The sequence below is a fragment of the Puerhibacterium puerhi genome (assembly GCF_009846865.1).
Taxonomy (GTDB): domain Bacteria; phylum Actinomycetota; class Actinomycetes; order Actinomycetales; family Cellulomonadaceae; genus Puerhibacterium; species Puerhibacterium puerhi.
In genome coordinates, this window is the sequence record NZ_WUWN01000016.1 from 63768 (window position 1) to 81902 (window position 18135).

Genomic DNA, 18135 nt, shown 5'->3' on the forward strand with positions numbered 1-18135 from the left:
CATGAGCGACGTCACGCCCACCGCCGCCGCACCGTCGGGGCCGCCGGGGGCCGAGCCGACCACCCCGCCGACCACCCCGCCCGCCACGGGCCTGGAACTGCGCACGGGCGCCGTGCCCCGCAGGCAGGTCGCCTCGTGGGCGCTGTGGGACTGGGCGACGCAGCCGTTCAACTCCGTCATCGTGACGTTCGTGTTCACGGCGCTGTACCTCACCGGGAGCTCGTTCCTGCCGGCCGAGGTGGCCGCGCTGGACGCCGGCGACCCGCGCCGCGAGCAGGCGCTGGCGGGCCTGACCAGCGGGCTGGGGGCGTGGATCACCGTCGCCGGCGTGCTCGTCGCGCTCCTGGCGCCGGTGCTGGGGCAGCGCGCCGACGTCGCGGGGCGGCGCAAGGCGTGGCTCGGCGGCAGCACGGTCGCGCTCGTGGTGTGCATGCTCGCGCTGTTCGCCGTGCGCGCCGACCCGGCGTACTTCGTGCTCGGCGCCGTGCTCATCGCGCTCGGCAGCGTCGCGAGCGAGATCGCCGGGGTGAACTACAACGCCATGCTGGTGCAGGTGGCCACGCCGGGCACCGTCGGGCGGGTCTCCGGCCTCGGGTGGGGCCTGGGCTACGTGGGCGGCATCGTCGCGCTCGTGCTGGTCGTCGTCGCGGACCTCGCCGACTGGTGGGGCATGCCCACCGACGACGGGCTGCCCTACCGCGTGATCGCCGTCGGCTGCGCGCTGTGGGCGGCGGCGTTCGCCTGGCCGCTGTTCCGCTACGTGCCCGAGGCGCCGGCGGCGGACCGGCCCCGGGTCGGCCTGCTGCGCGGCTACGTCCGGCTGTGGCGCGACGTCGTCGAGCTGTTCCGCACCTCCCGGCCCACCTTCTGGTTCCTGCTGGCCAGCGCCGTGTTCCGCGACGGCCTGGCGGGTGTGTTCACCTTCGGCGCGGTGATCGCGTCGGTGTCGTTCGGCTTCGGCTCCACCGAGGTGATGGTCTTCGGCATCGCCGCCAACCTCGTGGCCGGGGTCTCGACGATCGCGGTGGGGCGGCTCGACGACCGGCTCGGCGCGCGCGCCGTGATCATCGCCTCGCTCACGGGGCTGGTCGTCGCCGGCCTGGCCGTCGTGGGGCTGCACGACCTGGGCAAGGGCGTGTTCTGGGCCGGGGGCCTGCTGCTGTGCTGCTTCGTCGGCCCGGCCCAGGCGGCGTCCCGCTCGTTCCTCGCGCGCGTGACGCCCGCCGGGCGGGAGTCGGAGATCTTCGGCCTCTACGCCACGACCGGTCGCGCGGCGTCCTTCCTGGCGCCCGGCCTGTGGACGCTGCTCATCGCGCTGACCGGGGCGACGATCTGGGGCACGCTGGGCGTCGTCGCGGTGATCCTCGCCGGCCTGCTGCTCATGCTCGCCGTGCGGGACCCCCGCGCCGCCGGGGCGGCGCGGGGGTGACCCCGCCCGGCAGGCCCGCCGGGACGTGCCGCCGGCCCGCCCTCAGCCCGCCGGCGGCACGTTGAGGTTCGCGCGGAACAGGTTGTGCGGGTCGTAGCTCCGCTTGACCCGGGCCAGCCGCTCGCCGGTCGCACCCGGGTAGGCCGCGGCGAGCGCCTGGGGGTCGCCGTCGACGACGAAGCCGCCGTAGACCGCGTCGTCGCCGGCGCGGACCACGTCGGCGAGGGCCTGCACCCACGGCCGCTCGGCTTCGGCGAGCGGCGGGGTCGGCGCCATGGCCATGACCACGCCGAGCACCGGCTGCGTGCGGTGGGCGAAGGCCGTGGCGTCCACCGGGACGTCGGCCACCGCGCCGCCGAGGACGCGCAGCTGGACCGCGCGCATCAGGGCCCCGGGCACCTGGACCTGCTCGACCACCTGCTCGGCCGTGGCGCGGTCGACGCCGTCGGCGAAGAACGGCCGGGTCACCACGGACGCCGCCGCCGGCGGGGCGGGCTCGAGCAGGTCGCAGTACCGGGCGGTGCGCACGGAGTCGGCCAGGGCGCCGCCGGCCCGGGCGGCCACGTCCCGCACGCCCGCCAGCGCCTGGTCGGCCTCCTCGACGGGGCCGGACCAGCACACGGCGGCCATCACCACGGGCCTGCCGTGGAGCTCGGCCGGCACGTCCGGCAGCGGCGGCATCGGGCAGACCGTGAGGATCGCGGACAGCTCCCGGGGCGCGGCCTGGGCGAGCGCGACGAGGTCCGCGACGGCGTCGGGCGTGGCCGGCAGCACGATCGTGCCGCCCACGACCGTCGGCAGGTCGTGCAGCGCGAACCGGAACCGGGTGACGACGCCGAGGTTGCCGCCGCCGCCGCGCAGGCCCCAGAACAGGTCGGGGTGGTGCTCCGCGTCGGCCAGCACCACCTCGCCGGCAGCGGTGATCACCTCCGCGGCGACGAGGCTGTCGGTGGTCAGGCCGTAGCGGCGGCACAGCAGGCCGAACCCCCCGCCGAGGGTGATGCCGCCGACGCCCACGGTGCGCGCGTCGCCGAACGGCGTGACCAGGCCGTGCTCGCCCACGGCGTCGGCGTAGACGCCGGCGGTCACGCCGCCGCCCGCCCAGGCGGTGCGCGTGGCGGGGTCGACGGCGACGCCGGCGATGCCGCGCAGGTCGATCGTCAGCGCCCCGTCCGCGCGGCCGAGGCCCAGGGTGGAGTGCCCGCCGGCGCGCACGGACAGCTCCGCGCCGGTGTCGGCGGCGAACCGGACGGCGCGGGCCGCGCCGGTGGCGTCGGTGGGGCGCACGACCGCGGACGGTCGCCGGTCCACCACGGTGGGGATCTGGCGCGCCTCGTCGTAGCCCGGGTCGCCGGGCACGAGGACGGTGGTGCCGTCGACGTGCAGGGCGTCGCGGACGGCGGCGGGCGAGAACGTGGGTGTCGTCATGGTGGTGCCCCTTCGCGGTGAGGTCCGGGCAGTCGGGAGGGTGGACGGCGCACGGGCCGCGGACTCATCGGGTGAACCTTCGGGGTCACCCGGCGCCCCCCGCCGTGCCCGGCGTGGGCGCCGTGCGCCCGGCCAGCGCGGCCCCGACCAGCGCCAGCGCCCCGGCGAGTGCGAAGCACGCGGCGTAGGCCGCCAGCCCGACCGCGGCGTGCAGCGCCCACAGCAGCTGACCCGCCACGGCGAGCGCCAGCGCCCCGGCGAGCGCGTCGGCGACCTGCAGGGCCGAGGACGCCGTGCCCTGGCCCCCGGGCGGGGCGAGCTCGAGCGCGAGCATGCTCAGCGTGGGGTAGAGGAACCCCATGCCCAGCCCGGCCAGCGCCCAGGGGGCGGCGCCCGCCAGCAGGGGCACGCCCGGCACGGCCAGGAGCGCGACGCCGACGGTCCCCGCCGCGAGCAGCCCCGCGCCCAGGCGGGCGTACGTCACCGGCCGCCGGGACCCGCGCCCGCGCAGCCACGACCCGGCCGACCAGCCCAGCACGTGCAGGGTGAGCACGCTCCCGGCCGCCGACGGCGCCAGCCCGCGCTCGTGCGCCAGAACCAGGGGCAGCAGCACCTCGGCCCCGGAGAAGGCCGCCGACGCCAGGGCGCGGACCACCACGGTGGTGCCCAGCCCCCGCCGGGCCCGCAGCACCGCACCGGCGACGTCCCGCGCCACGCCGTCCCGCGGCACCCGAGGTGTCGAACGTGCGTTCGAGTCGCCCTCGACGGCCGGCGCCGCGCCGCGCGCGGCCGCGAGCCCCGGGCGCAGCAGGAGCAGGCCCGGGGCGGCCAGGAGCGCGACACCCAGGAACACCCACCGCCAGCCGAGGTGCTCCACCACCAGGCCGGCCGCCAGGGGGCCGACCACGCCCGGCAACACCCAGGCGGCGGCGAACGTCGCGAACACGCGGGCGCGCCGCTGCGCCGGGAACACGCAGGCCACCAGCACGTACAACGCCACGTTGGTCAGCCCGCCGCCGACGCCCTGCAGCAGGCGCCCCACCAGCATCGCGCCCATGCTCGGCGCGCAGCCCGCCAGGAGCAGCCCGGCGAGGAACGTCAGCGCCCCCGCCCACATCGGCGGGGTCGGGCCGCGCCGGTCCGCCCACGGCCCGGCGGTCAGCATGCCGACGACGCTCGCCGCCAGGGAGGCGGAGAACGCGACCGTGTACCAGCGCAGCCCGTCGAGCGCCACGGCCACGGTGGGCATCGCCGTCGAGACGGCCAGCGACTCGAACGCCGACAGGGAGATGAACGCGACCATGCCGGCGAGCACCACTCGCTGGGCGCGCGGGGACAGCGCCGCGACGAGCGCGTGCGGCGCCGTCGTCGCCGCGGTCACGCGAGCACCACCTTGCCGACGGTCCGGCGCTCCTCGAGCTCCCGGTGGGCGCGGGCCGCCTCGGCGAACGGCACGCGGTGGGTGAGCACCCGCCACGTCCCGTCCGCCGCGAGCGCGAGCGCACGCTCCTGGTAGGCGCGCAGCGGGCCCAGGTCCGGCGCCCCCGGCCCGACGACCGGCCGCACGGCGATCCCCGCGGCGTTCGCGGCCGTGGCGGCGGCCAGGGGGTTGGCCGCGCGCGAGGACCAGCCGTGGACGACGAGGCGCCCGCCCTGGCGCAGCAGGCGACCGGCGTCCGCCCCCAGGAGGCCGCCGACCCCGTCGAGCACCACCGTGGCGCCGTCCGTACCCAGGCCCGCGAGCGCCGCCCGGGCCGCGCCGGTCCACGCGGGGGCGAGGTAGTCGACCACGGCGAGCCCGTCGGACCCGGGCGCGAGGGCCTGCACGACCTCGACCTTGGCCTCGCCGCCGACCAGGGCCAGGACGCGCGCCCCGGCGCCGAGCGCCCCCTGGACGTGCAGGGAGCCGAGGCCGCCGGCGGCGGCCGTGACCACGACGACGTTGTCGGGCGTCAGGGCGGCCACCTCGAGCGTCATGAGGGCGGTGCGCCCCGTGCCGACCATGGCGACGGCGTCGCCCGCGTCGAGCCCCGCGGGCAGCGCGAACGCCTGGCCCGCCGGGACGGCGACGAGGCGGGCGTAGCCGCCGCCCGCGGGGGCGGCGCCCAGGTGGGCGACCACGCGGCGGCCCAGCCACGCGGGGTCGGTGCCGGCGCCCACCGCCGTGACCGTGCCGGCGACCTCGCGGCCCGGCACGGCCGGCAGCCGGGGCGGCGGCAGGGGGCCGGAGGCCTCGCCGCGGCGCAGCGCCGTGTCGAGCACGTGGACGCCGTGCGCCGTCCCGGCGACGAGCAGCTCCCCGGGGGCGGGGGGCGGGGCGGGGACCTGCTCGAGGCGCAGCACCTCGGGCGGGCCGAACTGGTGGTGTCGGATCGCATCCATGGCCGCTAGCCTGAAACCTCAACAAAGGTTGAGGTCAAGGGAGGGCTCACGCATGTCGGAGCAGGTGCCGTGGGACCACGAGGAGCTCACGGTCGGCGAGCTGGCCGCGCGCAGCGGCGTGAGCGTCTCGGCGCTGCGGTTCTACGAGCGCGAGGGGCTGATCAGCAGCCGGCGCACGGCCGGCAACCAGCGGCGCTACCGCCGCGACGCGCTGCGGCGCGTCGCGTTCGTGCGCGTCTCCCAGCGTGTCGGCATCCCGCTGGCGACCATCCGCGAGGCGCTCGCCGCGCTGCCCGACGACCGCACGCCGACCGCCAGGGACTGGTACCGCCTCTCGCGCGCCTGGCGGGACGACCTGGACGCCCGCATCGAGCAGCTGCACCGGCTGCGCGACCACCTGACCGACTGCATCGGCTGCGGCTGCCTGTCGCTGCGCAAGTGCCGGCTGACCAACCCGCACGACGAGCTCGCCGCGGAGGGCGCCGGCCCGCGCACGCTCCTCGTCGAGGACTGACCCGCGGGCGCCGCGCGGCGGCTAGGCTCCGGCCCATGACGCGCGTCCTCGTCCTCAACGGTCCCAACCTCGGCCGGCTCGGCGTCCGCGAGCCCGAGATCTACGGCGCTGCCTCCTTCCCCGACCTCGTCGCGGCCGCCGAGCGGTGGGCCGGCGAGCTCGGCCTCGAGGCCGAGGTGCGCCAGACCGACGACGAGTCGCAGATCGTCGGCTGGCTCCACGAGGCCGTCGACACCCGGGCGCACGTGGTGATCAACCCCGCGGCGTTCACGCACTACAGCTACGCCCTGCGCGACGCCGCCGCACAGGTGACCACCTCGGGCCTGCTCCTGGTCGAGGTGCACCTGTCCAACCCGGCGGCGCGCGAGTCGTTCCGGCACCACTCCGTCGTCTCCGGCGTCGCCACCGGCACGGTCGCGGGGTTCGGCTTCGACTCGTACCGCCTGGCGCTGTCCGCGCTCGCCGCCCGGCTCGGTTCCTGACGGGCGGGTGGCCGGCCACGTGAGTTAAGCGCTCACCTGCAGCTCGGAGAAGTTTCGGCCGTGGCTTAAGCCAGGCGCGTGAGCGCCAGGCTCCCGAGGGCGAAGAGCCAGCTCGTGAAGCTCCCGACCAGGAAGTACTCGGTGACCGGGCTGGCGGGGTCCCGCTCGCTGCCCTGGATCTCCGGGAAGCGCAGCAGCCCCTTGGCCGCGACCACGACCGACGCTGCCGTGAGGTACCCCGCGACGCCGAGGCCGACGATGAAGACCCGCTCGAGCGGTCCGAGGATGCGCCCGCTCCTGAGCCGCTTCTCGTTCGTCGCGGCGGGCACGCCGACGGCGTCGAGCACGAGGCGCACCGCGACGTTCCCCGTGGCGACCTGGGCGAGAGTGATGCCGAGGACGGCGACGCTCAGGTCGAACCGGACGTGCGTCAGGGAGCCGACGAGCGCGGCCGGCCACTCCACGGGACCGGCGGGGGCGAGGAGCGCCGCGACGAGCACGCCCGCGCCGAGCCCGGTGAAGGCGACAGCGCGCCACGCCCCTCGAGCCGACGACCGTCCGGGGCGCAGCGCCGACGCGGACCCGACCGTCCAGAGGGCGATCGACGCCGCGAGGGGCAGCGCGACCGTCCACCAGGCGACCCCGCGCAGTCCCCCCACCGCGAGGATGGCGGCCAGGAGCACGACGCCGACCACCGTGACGGCCGCCGTCCTGCGGTGAGACGTGGCGTCCTTGCCGGCGCGCACCAGGTCGGCGAGCCCTGCTGCGGCGAGGAACGCTCCGAGCGCCACCATCGAGATCTCACGCCTTCCGCAGGATCAGCTGTGCGTCGCGCACCGCGCGGATGCCCCGTCGGAACGCCTGGCTCACGGCGGACTCGGTGCGCTGCTCGACCTGGGCGATCTCTCGCTGCGACAGCCCGTGCAGCGAGTGCAGGAGCATCCTGCGGTGCTGGGCGCTGAGTCTATCGACGAGCGCGTCCCTGACCACCAGGAACGCGTTGACCTCCTCGGAGTCCGGGCCCACGTACCCGGTGCGCCGGGCGTCGTCCAGGGCGTCGATCGCCGTGCGCGCCGCCTTCCACCCGGGGCCGTTCTGCAGGATCGGGCGTCGGTCGGCGTCCACGACCGACGTCTCGCCGAAGCCCAGCCCGAAGCGGATGTCGATGCGCGGCAGCAGCTCCAGCCGGATCAGCAGGGTGGCCAGCGCGGCGTCGCCGATGGTCGCGAAGCCGCCCTGGACCTCGTCGCCCATCGTGGGCTCGAGGCGCTGCACCACGTCCACGTGCGCGCTCACCCGGCCCAGGGCCGCGTCGATCGCGGCCTGGGCGGCGGGCCAGTCGTCGAGCCTGCTGGACCCGACGATGTCGCCGATGAGGGTGTACATGACTGAAGCGTATACCTGATGTTCGGCTGACTGAAGGTATGCGCTAAGGCTGCGCACGGGGGCCGTGCCGGCCCGACCGGAGCGACGCCGGACGTGGCGTGCCGCTAGAATCGTCCGGGCCCTCGTCAGCGGGCCACCGTCCCCGCCACCTGCTCGTGCGCCGGGGCGTGCCCGAAGCTCCGACATCGCCGAACAGGGAAAGAACGTGGCTACCTCCAACGACATCAAGAACGGCACCGTGCTCCGCATCGACGGTCAGCTCTGGACGATCATCGAGTTCCAGCACGTCAAGCCGGGCAAGGGTGGCGCGTTCGTCCGCACCAAGATGAAGAACGTGCTGTCCGGCAAGGTGGTCGACAAGACGTTCAACGCCGGCATCAAGGTCGAGACCGCCAACGTCGACCGCCGCGACTTCCAGTACCTGTACATGGACGGCGAGGACTTCGTCTTCATGGACAACGACACCTACGACCAGATCACGGTCCCGGCGGCCACCGTCGGCGACGCCAAGGACTTCATGCTCGAGGGCATGAGCGTCATGGTCGCCTCCAACGAGGGCACCCCGCTGTACGTCGAGCTCCCGGCCTCCGTGGTCCTGGAGATCACCTACACCGAGCCGGGCCTGCAGGGCGACCGCTCCACCGGCGGCACCAAGCCGGCCACCCTGGAGACCGGGCGCGAGATCCAGGTCCCGCTGTTCCTCGAGCAGGGCACCAAGGTCAAGGTCGACACCCGCGACGGGTCGTACCTGGGCCGCGTGAACGACTGACGTGGCTGCCCGCACCAAGGCCCGCAAGCGCGCGGTCGACATCCTCTTCGAGTCCGAGCAGCGCGGCCTCGACCCGCTCGCGCTGCTGCGCGACCGGGCGGCCCAGCCCCGCACGGAGGCGGCGGTGCCGCAGTACACGGTCGACCTGGTCGAGGGCGTGACCGCGCAGAGCGAGCGCATCGACGAGCTGCTGGAGACCTACTCCCACGGCTGGACGCTCGAGCGCATGCCCGCCGTGGACCGCGCCCTGCTGCGCATCGGCACCTGGGAGATCCTCTTCAACGACGAGGTCCCCGACCCCGTGGCGATCGACGAGGCGGTGGACCTCGCCGCGAGCCTGTCGACCGACGACTCGCCGTCGTTCGTCAACGGCCTGCTCGGCCGCATCGTCGACGTCAAGCCGACGCTGCTGGCCTGAGCGCCCGCACCACCGACCCGGCCCCGCCGGCGGCCCGCGCCGCCGACGGGGCCGTCGTCGTCCCCGCCGCTTCCCGGCCGGGCCCTCCCGATCGAGCGGTGGCGGCCGCGTGACGTGCGCCACGTCACGTGTCCGGCGGGTGGACGACGGCGTCCGTGCGCCGGGCCGGGCGCTACGCTGAGGCTCGATCGACACCCCTTTAACCCCGTCCCGTGAGGCGGAGAAGGAGGTCCCGTGAGCCCCGGCATGCCCGAGCACACCACCGGCCGCACCACCGTCCTGGGAGCCCAGGAGATCCAGCGGGCCCTGACCCGCATCGCCCACGAGGTCGTCGAGCGCTCCAAGGGCGTCGACGACGTCGTCCTGCTCGGCATCCCCACCCGCGGCGTGACGCTCGCCCGCCGGCTGGCCGAGCGGCTGGCCGCCATCGAGCCGGCCTTCGACCCCGCCCACAGCCTCGGCGAGCTCGACGTCACGATGTACCGCGACGACCTGCGCCGGCACCCCACGCGCGCCGTCGGGGTCACCACGCTGCCCGCCGCCGGCATCGACGACAAGATCGTCGTGCTCGTCGACGACGTCCTGTACTCCGGGCGCACCATCCGCGCCGCCCTGGACGCGCTGAGCGACCTCGGCCGCCCCCGCGTCGTGCGGCTGGCCTGCCTGGTCGACCGCGGCCACCGCGAGCTGCCCATCCGCCCCGACTTCGTCGGCAAGAACCTGCCCACCGCCACGACCGAGCGCGTCGGCGTGCGGCTGCAGGAGGTCGACGGCGGGGAGGACGCCGTGGTGATCAGCGGGCGCGGGCCCGCCGACGGCGCCGACGGGGACGCGGGCGCGGGGGTGGCGCGATGAGGCACCTGCTGTCCACCCAGGACCTGTCCAAGGACGACGCGATCCTGCTGCTCGACACCGCGGCGCAGATGGCCGCCACCCAGTCGCGCGAGATCAAGAAGCTGCCGACCCTGCGCGGGCGCACCGTCGTCAACCTGTTCTTCGAGGACTCCACGCGCACCCGCATCTCGTTCGAGACCGCTGCCAAGCGCCTGTCCGCCGACGTCATCAACTTCTCGGCCAAGGGCTCGAGCGTCTCCAAGGGCGAGTCGCTCAAGGACACGGCGCTGACGCTGCACGCCATGGGGGCCGACGCCGTCGTCGTGCGGCACTGGGCCTCCGGCGCCCCGCACCAGCTGGCGCACGCCGGCTGGCTCGACGCCGCGGTGCTCAACGCGGGCGACGGCACGCACCAGCACCCCACCCAGGCGCTGCTGGACGCCTTCACGATCCGCCGCCACCTGGTGGGGCTGCGCGGCGGCGCCGGTGGCGCCGGCCATCCCGACGGCACCGGGGCCGACCTCGCCGGCCTGCGCGTGGCGATCGTCGGCGACGTGCTGCACTCGCGCGTCGCGCGCTCCAACGTGCACCTGCTGCACACCCTCGGCGCGGAGGTCACGCTCGTCTCCCCGCCGACGCTCCTGCCGGTGGGCGTCGAGACGTGGCCGTGCCGCACCTCCTACGACCTCGACGCGACCCTCGCCGGGTGGCAGCCCGACGCCGTGATGATGCTGCGGGTGCAGCGCGAGCGCATGTCCGGCGGGGCCGGGGCGTTCTTCCCCAGCCCGCTGGAGTACACCCGCCGCTACGGCCTCGACGGGCGCCGCCTCGCGCTGCTGCCCGGGCACGCGATCGTCATGCACCCCGGGCCGATGAACCGCGGCCTGGAGATCTCCGCCGAGGCGGCCGACTCCGCCCGCTCGGTCATCGTCGAGCAGGTCGCCAACGGCGTCGCCGTGCGGATGGCCGCCCTGTACCTGCTGCTGGCGGGGGAGCGGGACGACCGTGCCGACGCCCCGCCCGCCCCCGCCGCCACCGAAGGGACCGCCCTGTGACGACCTCCTCCACCACCTACGTGCTGCGCGGCGCGCGCCCGCTCGGCGCCGAGCCGGTCGACGTGGTGCTCGCCGACGGGGTCGTCGCCGCGCTGGGCGCCGACGTCGAGGTCCCCGGGGGCGCGGTCGAGGTCGACGCCGCCGGGCACGTGCTCCTGCCCGGCCTCGTCGACCTGCACACCCACCTGCGCGAGCCGGGCCGCGAGGACGCCGAGACCGTCGCCTCCGGCACCCGCGCCGCCGCCGCGGGCGGGTACACCGCCGTGCACGCCATGGCCAACACCTCGCCCGTCGCGGACACCGCCGGCGTCGTCGAGCAGGTCTGGAACCTCGGGCGCCAGGCCGGCTGGGTCGACGTCCACCCCGTCGGCGCGGTCACGGTGGGGCTGGCCGGCGAGCGCCTCGCCGAGCTGGGCGCCATGGCCGACTCCGCCGCCCGCGTGCGCGTCTTCAGCGACGACGGCAGGTGCGTGCACGACCCCGTGCTGATGCGCCGGGCCCTGGAGTACGTCAAGGCGTTCGACGGCGTCGTCGCCCAGCACGCCCAGGAGCCGCGCCTGACCGAGGGCGCCCAGATGAACGAGGGCGTCGTCTCGGCGGAGATCGGCCTGACCGGCTGGCCGGCCGTGGCCGAGGAGGCGATCATCGCCCGCGACGTGCTGCTGGCCGAGCACGTGGGCTCGCGCCTGCACGTGTGCCACGTGTCGACGGCCGGGTCGGTCGAGATCATCCGCTGGGCCAAGGCCCGCGGCATCGCGGTCACCGCCGAGGTCACCCCGCACCACCTGGTGCTCACCGACGAGCTGGCCCGCGGCTACGACCCGGTGTTCAAGGTGAACCCGCCGCTGCGCACGGCCGCCGACGTCGAGGCGGTCCGCGCCGGCCTGGCGGACGGGACCATCGACGTCGTCGCCACCGACCACGCCCCGCACACCCGCGAGGACAAGGACTGCGAGTGGGGCGCCGCCGCCATGGGCATGACCGGGCTCGAGACGGCCCTGTCGGTGGTCCAGCTCGCGATGGTCGACACCGGCCTGATGACCTGGGCCGACGTCGCCCGCGTGATGTCGACGGCGCCGGCGGCCATCGGCCGCGTCGCCGACACCCAGGGCCGGCCGGTCGCCGTCGGCGAGCCGGCGAACCTCGTGCTCGTCGACCCGCGCGCCACGCGCGTGGTCGACGGCGCCGCCCAGGCCACCGCCGCGGCCAACACGCCCTTCCAGGGCCGGGAGCTGCCCGGGCGGGTCGTGGCCACGTTCCTGCGCGGGCGCGCCACGGTCCTCGACGGCGCGCCGGTGGAGCCCGCGGGCGCCGTCGCGGCCCCGGGGGTGGCGCGGTGAACCTGCCCCTGCCCGTCGCCGTCGGGATCTGGGTCCTGGTCGGCGTCCTGCTCCTGCTCGTCGTCATCGGCGGCCGGCGCCGCCTCGCGCAGCGCACGCGTGGCGTGGTCCCCGCCCCGCCCGAGCCGCCCGCCGACCTCGGCGCGCGCCGCCTCGAGCCCGTCGAGGCCACCTACGTCACCACGACGCTGGGCGGCGACTGGCTCGCCCGCGTCGGCGCGCACGGCCTCGGCGACCGGTCGGTCGCCGCGGTGAGCGTGCACGACGCCGGCGTGCTGGTCGAGCGCACCGGCGCCGACCCGGTGTTCGTCCCGGCCGACGCCGTGCGGCGCGTGGCCCTCGCGCCCGGCATGGCCGGCAAGTTCGTCGGCACCGACAGCATCGTCGTCGTGTCCTGGCTCGCGCCGGCCGACGCCACCGCCCCGGCGACCGCCCTCGACACCGGCGTGCGCCCCCGCCATCCCGCCGACCGCGCGCGGCTCGTCGACGCCGTCCGAGCCCTCGCCGCCGGCCCCGACCCCGAGACCCCCGCAGCCCCGCCGAAGGAGAACCAGTGACCACCACGACCGCTGCCGTGCACGACCGGGCCCTGCTCGTCCTCGAGGACGGCACCGTGGCCCGCGGCCGCGCGTACGGCGCACGGGGCACCACGCTCGGCGAGATCGTCTTCTCCACCGGCATGACCGGCTACCAGGAGACCCTCACCGACCCGTCGTACCACCGCCAGATCGTCGTCATGACCGCGCCGCACATCGGCAACACCGGCGTCAACGACGAGGACCCCGAGTCCGGCAAGATCTGGGTGTCCGGCTGGGTGGTGCGCGACCCCGCCCGCCGCGTGTCGTCCTGGCGCGCCGCCCGCACCCTCGACGAGGAGCTCGCCGAGCAGGGCGTGGTCGGCATCAGCGACGTCGACACCCGCTTCCTCACCCGCCACCTGCGCGAGCTCGGCGTCATGCGCGCCGGCATCTTCTCCGGTGACGCGCTGCTGACGACGAGCCCGAGCGGCCGCCCGGTCGAGCGGACCGTCGAGGACCTGGTCGCCGAGGTGCAGGCCGCCCCGCTGATGGCCGGGGCCGACCTGGCCCGCGAGGTCACCACCGCCGAGCCCTACACGATCGAGCCGTGCGGCGACTGGGCCGGCCAGGACCCGGTCGCCACCGTCGTCGCCGTCGACCTCGGCATCAAGGCCATGACGCCGCAGCGCCTCGCCGAGCGCGGCGTGCGGGTGCACGTGGTGCCGCAGTCCGCCACCGTCGAGGAGGTCACCGGCCTGCTGCCGGCCGACGCCCCGCACGGGGTGTTCTTCTCCAACGGCCCGGGCGACCCGGCGGCCGCCACGCACGAGATCGAGCTGCTGCGCGCGGTGCTCGACCGCGGCATCCCGTTCTTCGGCATCTGCTTCGGCAACCAGCTGCTCGGCCGCGCGCTGGGCTACGGGACCTACAAGCTGGGCTACGGCCACCGCGGCATCAACCAGCCCGTGCTGGACCGCACGACCGGCAAGGTCGAGGTCACCGCGCACAACCACGGGTTCGCCGTCGACGCGCCCGTGGACGCCGTCAGCACCGCGCCGCACGACGGCGGCCGCTACGGCCGGGTCGTCGTCGCGCACGTCGGCCTCAACGACCAGGTGGTCGAGGGCCTGACCGCCCTCGACATCCCGGCGTTCTCCGTGCAGTACCACCCCGAGGCGGCCGCCGGACCGCACGACTCCGCCTACCTGTTCGACCGCTTCGTCGAGCTCATGAAGACCCGCACGCCCGTCACCGTCCCCGACGAGGCGCTGGCCGCCCTCGCCGGCGAGAAGGAGAACTGATGCCCCGCCGTTCCGACATCTCCTCCGTCCTGGTCATCGGGTCGGGCCCGATCGTCATCGGCCAGGCCGCCGAGTTCGACTACTCCGGCACCCAGGCGTGCCGCGTGCTCAAGGAGGAGGGCCTGCGGGTCATCCTCGTGAACTCCAACCCGGCCACGATCATGACCGACCCGGAGTTCGCCGACGCCACCTACGTCGAGCCGATCACCACCGAGGTGCTCACCTCGATCATCGCCAAGGAGCGCCCCGACGCGCTGCTGCCGACCCTCGGCGGCCAGACCGCGCTCAACGCGGCCATCGCGCTCGACGAGGCGGGCGTGCTCGCGCAGTACGGCGTCGAGCTCATCGGCGCCAACATCCCCGCGATCCAGAAGGGCGAGGACCGCCAGCAGTTCAAGGACGTCGTCGCCAAGTGCGGCGGGGAGTCCGCGCGCTCGTCGATCGTGCACACGGTCGACGAGGCGCTGGCCGCCGCCGAGACGCTCGGCTACCCGATGGTGGTGCGCCCGTCCTTCACGATGGGCGGCCTCGGGTCCGGCCTCGCCTACGACGAGGAGGACCTGCGCCGCATCGTCGGTCAGGGCCTGCACTACTCGCCGACCACCGAGGTGCTCCTGGAGGAGTCGATCCTCGGCTGGAAGGAGTACGAGCTCGAGCTGATGCGCGACAAGAACGACAACGTCGTGGTCGTCTGCTCGATCGAGAACGTCGACCCGGTCGGCGTGCACACCGGCGACTCGGTGACCGTCGCCCCGGCGCTCACGCTCACCGACCGCGAGTACCAGAAGCTGCGCGACATCGGCATCGCGGTCATCCGCGAGGTCGGGGTCGACACCGGCGGCTGCAACATCCAGTTCGCCGTCGACCCGGCGACCGGCCGCGTCATCGTCATCGAGATGAACCCGCGCGTGTCGCGCTCCTCCGCGCTGGCCTCCAAGGCCACCGGCTTCCCGATCGCCAAGATCGCCGCGAAGCTCGCCGTGGGCTACACGCTGGACGAGATCCCGAACGACATCACGCAGGTCACCCCGGCCAGCTTCGAGCCGACGCTCGACTACGTCGTGGTCAAGGTGCCGCGGTTCGCGTTCGAGAAGTTCCCCGCGGCCGACCCGACGCTGACCACGACCATGAAGTCCGTGGGCGAGGCGATGGCGCTGGGCCGCAGCTTCACCGAGGCGCTCGGCAAGGCGCTGCGCTCCATCGACAAGGCCGGCGTGCAGTTCCACTGGCGGGGCGAGCCCGTCGCGGGCGCCGAGCTCGAGGCGCTGCTGGAGGAGATCCGCCGGCCCACCGAGCACCGTCTGGTGGGCGTGCAGCAGGCGCTGCGCGCCGGCGCGAGCATCGAGCAGGTCTTCGAGGCGACCAAGATCGACCCCTGGTTCCTCGACCAGATCCAGCTCGTCAACGAGGTGGCGGCCGAGGTCGCCGCCGCGGAGAGGCTCACGGAGGACGTGCTGCGCCGCGCCAAGCGGCACGGCCTGTCCGACGGCCAGGTGGCGCAGCTGCGCGGCATGGGCCCGGCGGGGGAGGCCAGCGTCCGGGAGATCCGCCACGCCCTCGGCGTGCGCCCGGTCTACAAGACCGTCGACACCTGCGCCGCGGAGTTCGCCGCCCGCACGCCGTACCACTACTCGGCCTACGACGCCGAGACCGAGGTCGCCCCGCGCGAGCGCGAGGCCGTGATCATCCTCGGCTCGGGCCCGAACCGCATCGGCCAGGGCATCGAGTTCGACTACTCGTGCGTGCACGCGACCCTCACGCTCGCCGAGCGGTACGAGACCGTCATGGTCAACTGCAACCCCGAGACCGTCTCGACGGACTACGACACCTCCGACCGCCTGTACTTCGAGCCGCTGACGTTCGAGGACGTGCTCGAGGTCTACCAGGCCGAGCTCGCCGCCGGGCCGGTCAAGGGCATCATCGTCCAGCTCGGCGGGCAGACGCCGCTGTCGCTGGCCAAGCGCCTGGCCGACGCCGGCCTGCCCATCCTCGGCACCAGCCCCGAGGCCATCGACGCCGCCGAGGACCGGGGGCTGTTCGGCCAGGTGCTGCTCGACGCCGGCCTCCCGGCGCCGGCGTTCGGCACCGCCCGCACCCTCGGCCAGGCCGTCGAGGTCGCCGAGCGCATCGGCTACCCGGTGCTCGTGCGCCCGTCGTACGTGCTCGGCGGCCGCGGCATGGAGATCGTCTACGACCGCGACCAGCTGACCGTCTACGTCCGGCGCGCCCTCGACGCCGCCGCGGCGGCCACGGGCAGCACCACGCTGGCCGCGCCGCTGCTCATCGACCGGTTCCTCGACGACGCGATCGAGATCGACGTGGACGCCCTGTACGACGGCACCGAGCTGTTCCTCGGCGGAGTGATGGAGCACATCGAGGAGGCCGGCATCCACTCCGGCGACTCCGCCTGCGTGCTGCCCCCGATGTCGCTGAGCGAGGCCGAGATCGAGCGCATCCGCCGCTCCACCGAGGCGATCGCCCGCGGCGTGGGCGTGCGCGGCCTGCTGAACGTCCAGTACGCGCTGGTCAGCGACGTGCTGTACGTGCTGGAGGCCAACCCGCGCGCCTCGCGCACCGTGCCGTTCGTCTCCAAGGCCACCGGCACCTCGCTGGCCAAGGCCGCCGCCCGCATCATGGTCGGCGAGACGATCGCCGACCTGCGGGCCGAGGGCGTGCTGCCGGCCACCGGCGACGGCGGCGACCTCGACCTCGGCGCGCCGCTGGCCGTCAAGGAGGCCGTGCTGCCGTTCAAGCGGTTCCGCACCGCCGACGGCCAGGTCGTCGACACCGTGCTGGGGCCGGAGATGCGCTCGACCGGCGAGGTCATGGGCTTCGACGTCGACTTCCCGCGCGCCTTCGCCAAGTCGCAGGCCGCGGCGTTCGGCGGCCTGCCGACCACCGGCACGGTGTTCGTCTCGGTGGCCGACCGGGACAAGCGCTCGATCGTGTTCCCGGTCAAGCGCCTGGCGGGCCTGGGCTTCCAGATCCTGGCCACGGCCGGCACGGCGCAGGTGCTCACCCGCAACGGCATCCCCGCCAGCGTGGTGCGCAAGTTCTCCGAGGGCACCGGCGCCGCGGGCGAGCCGACGATCGTCGACCTCATCACCGCCGGCAAGGTCGACCTCGTGGTCAACTCGCCGTCCGGGCAGGGCGCGCGGGCCGACGGCTACGAGATCCGCGCGGCCACGACGGCGGCGGACAAGCCGATCGCCACGACCGTCGACCAGCTGGCCGCCGCGGTGCAGGCGATCGAGGCGATCCTGGCCGGGCCGTTCGACGTGGCCAGCCTCCAGGAGCACACCGCGCGCACCCGCGAGCGGCTGGGCCTGGAGCGGATCGCCGCGGCGGCGCCCGTGCCCGACGCCGACGGCCTGGCGCGCCCGGCCGCCGAGGCCGGGGTGGTCGCGTGACGCAGCCGTTCGGCGTGCGGCTCGCCGCCGCCATGGAGGCCCACGGGCCGCTGTGCGTCGGCATCGACCCGCACGCCGCGCTGCTGGAGGCCTGGGGCCTGGGGGACGACGCAGCGGGCGTGCGCGAGTTCTCGCTGCGCGTCGTCGAGGCCCTGGGCGGCCGCGTCGCGGCGCTCAAGCCGCAGGCGGCGTTCTACGAGCGGCACGGCGCGGCCGGCGTCGCGGCGCTGGAGGAGACGATCGCGGCGGCCCGCGCCGCCGGCACGCTGACGATCGTCGACGCCAAGCGGGGCGACATCGGCTCCACGATGGGCGGGTACGCCGACGCGTTCCTGCGCGACGGCTCGCCGCTGGCGGGCGACGCGCTGACCGTCTCGCCGTTCCTCGGCTTCGGCTCGCTCGCACCCGCCGCAGACGCCGCCCGCGCGAGCGGGCGCGGGCTGTTCGTGCTGTGCCTCACCTCCAACCCGGAGGGCCCCGAGGTGCAGCACGCCACCACGGCCGGCGGCGCGAGCGTCACCGCGACCGTTGCCGCGCACGCCGCCGCCCTGAACGCCGGCGCCGACCCGCTGGGCTCCGTCGGGCTCGTCGTGGGCGCCACGGTGGGCGACGCCGTCGCCGCCACGGGGACCGACCTGGCGGCCGTGAACGGTCCGCTCCTGGCGCCCGGCGTGGGCGCCCAGGGCGCCGGCGCCGCCGAGCTCGCCGCCGTATTCGGCGCGGCGCGCCGGCAGGTGCTGGCCTCGTCCTCGCGCGGCGTGCTGCGCGCCGGGCCGGACGCCGGCGCGCTGCGGTCCGCCGCCGCCGAGGCCGCCCGGGAGGCCGCCGCCGCGCTGCGCGGCTGACAGCCGGGGCGCCGGCCGGGGGAG

The 18135-nt window shown here is 75.5% G+C and carries 17 protein-coding genes; 12 read left to right on the forward strand and 5 right to left on the reverse strand.

All coding sequences use genetic code 11. From position 1 onward, the window contains the following. Nucleotide 1 precedes the first annotated feature (1 nt). Nucleotides 2–1429 (forward strand): MFS transporter, encoded by a 1428-nt coding sequence (locus GSF02_RS10655; protein ID WP_159795781.1) that lies wholly within the window; start codon nt 2–4, stop codon nt 1427–1429. A 42-nt stretch (nt 1430–1471) separates the two neighbouring features. Here GSF02_RS10655 and GSF02_RS10660 read toward each other — a convergent pair whose 3' ends face one another. The 3 genes from GSF02_RS10660 to GSF02_RS10670 all read right to left on the reverse strand — a co-directional run bounded on the left by GSF02_RS10660 (nt 1472) and on the right by GSF02_RS10670 (nt 5239). Beyond that, complete coding sequence (locus tag GSF02_RS10660) at nt 1472–2857, reverse strand: FAD-binding oxidoreductase (RefSeq protein ID WP_159795784.1); 1386 nt, start codon at nt 2855–2857, stop codon at nt 1472–1474. Nucleotides 2858–2942: 85 nt separating this feature from the next. Continuing rightward, nucleotides 2943–4238 carry an MFS transporter gene (locus tag GSF02_RS10665; protein ID WP_201308883.1) on the reverse strand — a complete coding sequence of 432 codons (1296 nt, stop codon included), beginning with the start codon at nt 4236–4238 and terminating at the stop codon, nt 2943–2945. Beyond that, on the reverse strand, nt 4235–5239 hold the full coding sequence (locus GSF02_RS10670; RefSeq protein ID WP_159795786.1) for a zinc-binding dehydrogenase: 1005 nt from the start codon (nt 5237–5239) through the stop codon (nt 4235–4237). The genes GSF02_RS10665 and GSF02_RS10670 overlap by 4 nt, the downstream gene beginning before the upstream one ends. Nucleotides 5240–5291: 52 nt before the next feature. Between GSF02_RS10670 and soxR the strand changes: the two genes are divergently transcribed. Together soxR and GSF02_RS10680 are read left to right on the forward strand one after the other, a co-directional pair. Then, a complete protein-coding gene (gene soxR, locus GSF02_RS10675; RefSeq protein WP_159795789.1) occupies nt 5292–5753 on the forward strand; it encodes a redox-sensitive transcriptional activator SoxR in 462 nt (153 codons plus the stop codon). A 35-nt stretch (nt 5754–5788) separates the two neighbouring features. After that, complete coding sequence (locus GSF02_RS10680; RefSeq protein WP_159795792.1) at nt 5789–6235, forward strand: type II 3-dehydroquinate dehydratase; 447 nt, start codon at nt 5789–5791, stop codon at nt 6233–6235. Nucleotides 6236–6300: 65 nt separating this feature from the next. On the opposite strand, the gene GSF02_RS10685 is transcribed toward GSF02_RS10680, so the two are convergent. Then, on the reverse strand, nt 6301–7029 hold the full coding sequence (locus GSF02_RS10685) for a hypothetical protein (RefSeq protein WP_159795795.1): 729 nt from the start codon (nt 7027–7029) through the stop codon (nt 6301–6303). Nucleotides 7030–7036: 7 nt separating this feature from the next. Beyond that, nucleotides 7037–7621: a SatD family protein gene (locus tag GSF02_RS10690; protein WP_159795798.1), complete on the reverse strand. Its 585-nt coding sequence runs from the start codon at nt 7619–7621 to the stop codon at nt 7037–7039. A gap of 205 nt (nt 7622–7826) precedes the next feature. Here GSF02_RS10690 and efp point away from each other — a divergent pair, with 205 nt between their 5' ends. From efp to pyrF, 9 genes are all read left to right on the forward strand, one after another. Next, nucleotides 7827–8390, forward strand: coding sequence for an elongation factor P (gene efp, locus GSF02_RS10695; protein WP_069983863.1), 564 nt, complete (start codon nt 7827–7829; stop codon nt 8388–8390). A gap of 1 nt (nt 8391) precedes the next feature. Beyond that, nucleotides 8392–8808, forward strand: coding sequence for a transcription antitermination factor NusB (gene nusB, locus GSF02_RS10700; protein ID WP_159795801.1), 417 nt, complete (start codon nt 8392–8394; stop codon nt 8806–8808). Between the two features lie 246 nt (nt 8809–9054). Then, nucleotides 9055–9663 carry a bifunctional pyr operon transcriptional regulator/uracil phosphoribosyltransferase PyrR gene (pyrR, locus tag GSF02_RS10705; RefSeq protein ID WP_159795840.1) on the forward strand — a complete coding sequence of 203 codons (609 nt, stop codon included), beginning with the start codon at nt 9055–9057 and terminating at the stop codon, nt 9661–9663. Continuing rightward, entirely contained in the window at nt 9660–10697 is a 1038-nt protein-coding gene (locus tag GSF02_RS10710) for an aspartate carbamoyltransferase catalytic subunit (RefSeq protein WP_159795804.1), read from the forward strand. Before pyrR ends, GSF02_RS10710 begins: the two co-directional genes overlap by 4 nt. After that, entirely contained in the window at nt 10694–12037 is a 1344-nt protein-coding gene (locus GSF02_RS10715; protein WP_159795807.1) for a dihydroorotase, read from the forward strand. The genes GSF02_RS10710 and GSF02_RS10715 overlap by 4 nt, the downstream gene beginning before the upstream one ends. Beyond that, on the forward strand, nt 12034–12594 hold the full coding sequence (locus GSF02_RS10720) for a PH-like domain-containing protein (protein WP_159795810.1): 561 nt from the start codon (nt 12034–12036) through the stop codon (nt 12592–12594). The genes GSF02_RS10715 and GSF02_RS10720 overlap by 4 nt, the downstream gene beginning before the upstream one ends. After that, nucleotides 12591–13856, forward strand: a complete 1266-nt coding sequence (gene carA, locus GSF02_RS10725; protein WP_235915496.1) for a glutamine-hydrolyzing carbamoyl-phosphate synthase small subunit — start codon at nt 12591–12593, stop codon at nt 13854–13856. Before GSF02_RS10720 ends, carA begins: the two co-directional genes overlap by 4 nt. Further along, nucleotides 13856–17266, forward strand: coding sequence for a carbamoyl-phosphate synthase large subunit (gene carB, locus GSF02_RS10730; RefSeq protein ID WP_235915497.1), 3411 nt, complete (start codon nt 13856–13858; stop codon nt 17264–17266). Before carA ends, carB begins: the two co-directional genes overlap by 1 nt. Then, entirely contained in the window at nt 17263–18111 is an 849-nt protein-coding gene (gene pyrF, locus GSF02_RS10735) for an orotidine-5'-phosphate decarboxylase (protein WP_159795813.1), read from the forward strand. The genes carB and pyrF overlap by 4 nt, the downstream gene beginning before the upstream one ends. The last annotated feature ends 24 nt before the right edge of the window (nt 18112–18135 follow it).